Source organism: Curtobacterium sp. B8 (assembly GCF_000333315.1).
In the GTDB taxonomy this organism is placed as follows: Bacteria; Actinomycetota; Actinomycetes; order Actinomycetales; family Microbacteriaceae; genus Curtobacterium; species Curtobacterium luteum.
Window position 1 is genome coordinate 1 of the sequence record NZ_BACW01000165.1, and the last position, 3322, is coordinate 3322.

4 protein-coding genes are annotated in these 3322 nt (G+C 73.6%); all 4 read right to left on the reverse strand.

Features of this window, described 5'->3' with window-relative positions:
* A partial coding sequence (locus I59_RS04090) for a TetR/AcrR family transcriptional regulator (RefSeq protein ID WP_022902781.1) occupies window positions 1–489 on the reverse strand: 489 nt, incomplete at its 3' end.
* A gap of 350 nt (window positions 490–839) precedes the next feature.
* Entirely contained in the window at window positions 840–1982 is a 1143-nt protein-coding gene (locus I59_RS04095; RefSeq protein ID WP_022902782.1) for a DNA polymerase III subunit delta', read from the reverse strand.
* 25 nt (window positions 1983–2007) lie between these two features.
* Window positions 2008–2643, reverse strand: coding sequence for a dTMP kinase (tmk, locus tag I59_RS04100; protein ID WP_022902783.1), 636 nt, complete (start codon window positions 2641–2643; stop codon window positions 2008–2010).
* The coding region (locus tag I59_RS04105) for a topoisomerase C-terminal repeat-containing protein (RefSeq protein ID WP_031272816.1) at window positions 2640–3322 on the reverse strand (683 nt) is incomplete at its 5' end. The genes tmk and I59_RS04105, both read right to left, overlap by 4 nt.

The window sequence follows — 3322 nt, forward strand, 5'->3', positions numbered from 1 at the left end:
AGGCAGCCGCGCCTGTCGCCGGCGCGCGTCGGGGTCCGGCTCGCCGTCCTCGAGCCGCCGGGACACGGCCGACTCGATCTCGTGCTGGAACTCCTTCATCGACGCCATGCGCCGGGAGAAGAGCTCCGGGTTCTCCCGCAGGACCTCCTGCCGCTCGGCGATGAGGCCGCGCTCGTCGATCAGGGCCTGCGTCGAGTGCACCAGGAGGCTCCCGAGGTCGCGCAGCAGGTCCCCGGACGGGCCGCCCGCCACGAACTCGGCGAGCGTCGCGTCGTCCGGCAGGGTCGGGTCGTCGCCGAGGAGCGCCTGCTCCTTGCTCGGGAAGTAGTTGAAGAACGTGCGCGGTGAGACGTCGGCGCGGCGGGAGATCTCGTCCACGGTCACGGCGGCGAGGCCGTCCTCGACGGCGATGCGCAGGGCGGCCTGCTGGATCGCGAGTCGGGTGGCGAGGCGCTTCCGCTCGCGCAGGCCGGGGGCTGCGTCGGACATGCCGCGATTCTCCCACGCGCGGTCGGACGGGAGGCTGTGGGTTGCGTCAGGCGCGTCTCCTCGCGTCTTCGGGACGGGCGGACGGGAGGCGCGGGTCGGGGTCGTGGGGCGGGTCGCGCTCGGCGGTCGTTCCTCGTGCCACGAGGCGGTCGGGCCGGGTCGCGCTGGGCGTTCCTTGTGCCACGAGGCGGTCGGGCCGGGTCACGCTGGGCGTTCCTTGTGCCACGACGCGGTCGGGCCGGGTCCCGCGCGGCGGTCGGGCCGGGTCCCGCGCGGCGGTCGGGCTGGGTCCCGCGCGGCGGTCGGGCCGGGTCCCGCGCGGCGGTCGGGCCGGGTCCCGCGCGGCTGGGTCAGCGGACCGCGCGCGCGATCGTCACGAGCAGGGCCTCGAGCGCGAGGAGCGCGGCGACGTTCGCGGCGATCCGGGTCCGTGCCGTCGTGACCGCGTCGAGGACCTCGAGCGCAGCGGCCGGCGGCACGCTCGGCAGCGCCCGTTCGAGCTCGTCGCGCATCGACAGGTTGACGGGCTCGGCCGGTGCCCCGAGGCCGAGCAGGAGGAGGTCGCGGTACAACGACGACACGTCCACCAGGATGCGGTCGAGGCCGTCACGGAGGCTCCGCGTCGCTCGGCGCTTCTGGTCGTCCTCGAGCGCGCGCAACTGCGACCGCAGGGCCGGCGGGATCGTGCCCCCGGGCTCGACCCCGAGCGACCGCAGGGCTGCGTCGCGCTCTTCGCCGTCGCGTTCCTGCGTGATGGCCTTGGCGTCCTCGTCCGCGACGGCGAGGAGGTCGGCGGCCGCAGTCACCGCGTCGGCGACGCTCCGCACGCCGAGCACGGTCATCAGGGTGCGCCGTCGACGATCGCGGGCGTCCGCGCTCGTCGCCAGCCGCTGGGCCATCCCGATGTGGCTCTGGGCTTGCCGGGCCGCGTCCATCGCGAGCGGACGGTCGACCCCGGTGCGGGCGACCAGGAGGTCCGCGACGGACTCGACGCCGGGCACCCGGAGCCGGACGGACCGGACGCGCGAGCGGATCGTCGGCAGCAGGTCGGCCTCGCTCGGGGCGCAGAGGATCCACACGGTGCGCTCCGGCGGTTCCTCGAGCGCCTTGAGGAGCAGGTTCGAGGTGCGCTCCGTCATGCGGTCGGCGTCCTCGATGATCACGACGCGGTAGCGGCCGACCGACGGCGAGTAGTACGACGACGTCACGAGCTGCCGGATCTCGTCGATGGTGATGATGACGCGCTGGGTGGTCAGGACCGAGACGTCCGGGTGGGTCTTCGCCGTGATCTGGCGCAGGGTGTGGTCGTCGTCCGGACCGTCGCCGACGAGCGCCGCGGCGAAGGCCGAGGCGACGTTGGACCGGCCGGACCCGGGCGGCCCGGTGATGAGCCACGAGTGGGTCATGCCCCCGGTGCCCTCGGGCGACTCGGCCGCGCGACGCAGCGCCGCGACGGCTTCCTCCTGCCCCGTCAGGCCGTCCCACACGCTCATGCGGACATCCTCGCAGCGACCACCGTCATGCCTGGTCGATCCCGACGAGCGGGCCGACCGCTGCACGGACGGCCTGCTGGACGACGTCCGCGGGCATCGAAGCATCGACGACGAGGAAACGCTCGGGCTCCGCGGCGGCCATGTCGAGGAACGCCCGCCGCACCGACTCGTGGAACGCGGCGGCCTCGGACTCCAGCCGGTCGAACGTGTCCCCGCGGGCCGCAGCGACCCGTGCCCGTCCGACCGTGACGTCGAGGTCGAGCAGGACGGTCAGGTCGGGGACGAGCCCGCCCGTCGCCCAGTCCGACACCGCACGGACGTGGTCGGCACCGAGGCCACGCGCCACACCCTGGTACGCCACCGACGAGTCGATGTAGCGGTCCTGGAGGACGACGTCACCGCGAGCGACGGCCGGACGGACGACGGTCTCGACGTGGTGTGCCCGGTCGGCCGCGTACAGGAGCGCCTCGGCCCGCGGCGCGACGTGTCCACGTTCGTGCAGGACGATCTCGCGGATGCGGACGCCGAGGTCGGTGCCGCCCGGCTCGCGGGTCCGCACGACGGTCCGGCCGTGTTCCCCCAGCCACGCCGAGAGGCGCTCGGCCTGGGTGGTCTTGCCCGCGCCGTCGCCGCCCTCGAGGGTGATGAACCGTCCGGTCACTTCTTCTTGGCCGCGGTCCGACGGGCCGGCGCCTTCTTCTTCACCGGTCCCTTGGCGCGCTTGTCCGCGAGCAGCTGCTTGGCCCGCTCGAAGTCGACGTCCTCGACGTCCTCGCCGCGCGGGATCGTGGCGTTCGTCTCACCGTCGGTGACGTACGGACCGAAGCGGCCGTCCTTCACCTTGATCGGCTTGCCGGACACGGGGTCGGCGTCGAACTCCTTGAGCGCGGCGGTCGCGGAGCGCTTGGCGCCGTACTTGGGCTGCGCGAACAACTCCAGCGCCCCGGCGAGGTCGACGTCGAAGATGGCGTCCTCGCTCGGCAGCGTCCGGGTGTCGGTGCCCTTCTTGAGGTACGGGCCGTAGCGACCGTTCTGCGCGGTGATGTCCTCGCCCGACTCCGGGTCCTTGCCGACGGTGCGGGGCAGGTCGAGCAGCTTGAGGGCTGTCTCGAGGTCGACCGTCTGCGGGTCCATCGACTTGAAGAGGGACGCGGTGCGCTCCTTGGGCGCCGCGGCCTTCTTCGTCGTGGCCTTCTTGGTCGTGGTCTTCTTCGCAGTGGTCGTCGTGCCGGTCTCGGCAGCGGCGGGGGCGGCCTCGGTGACCTCGCCCGTGGCCGGGTCGACCGTGGGTTCCGGCTCGGGCGTGCGCTCGGTGACGTACGGACCGAAGCGACCGTCCT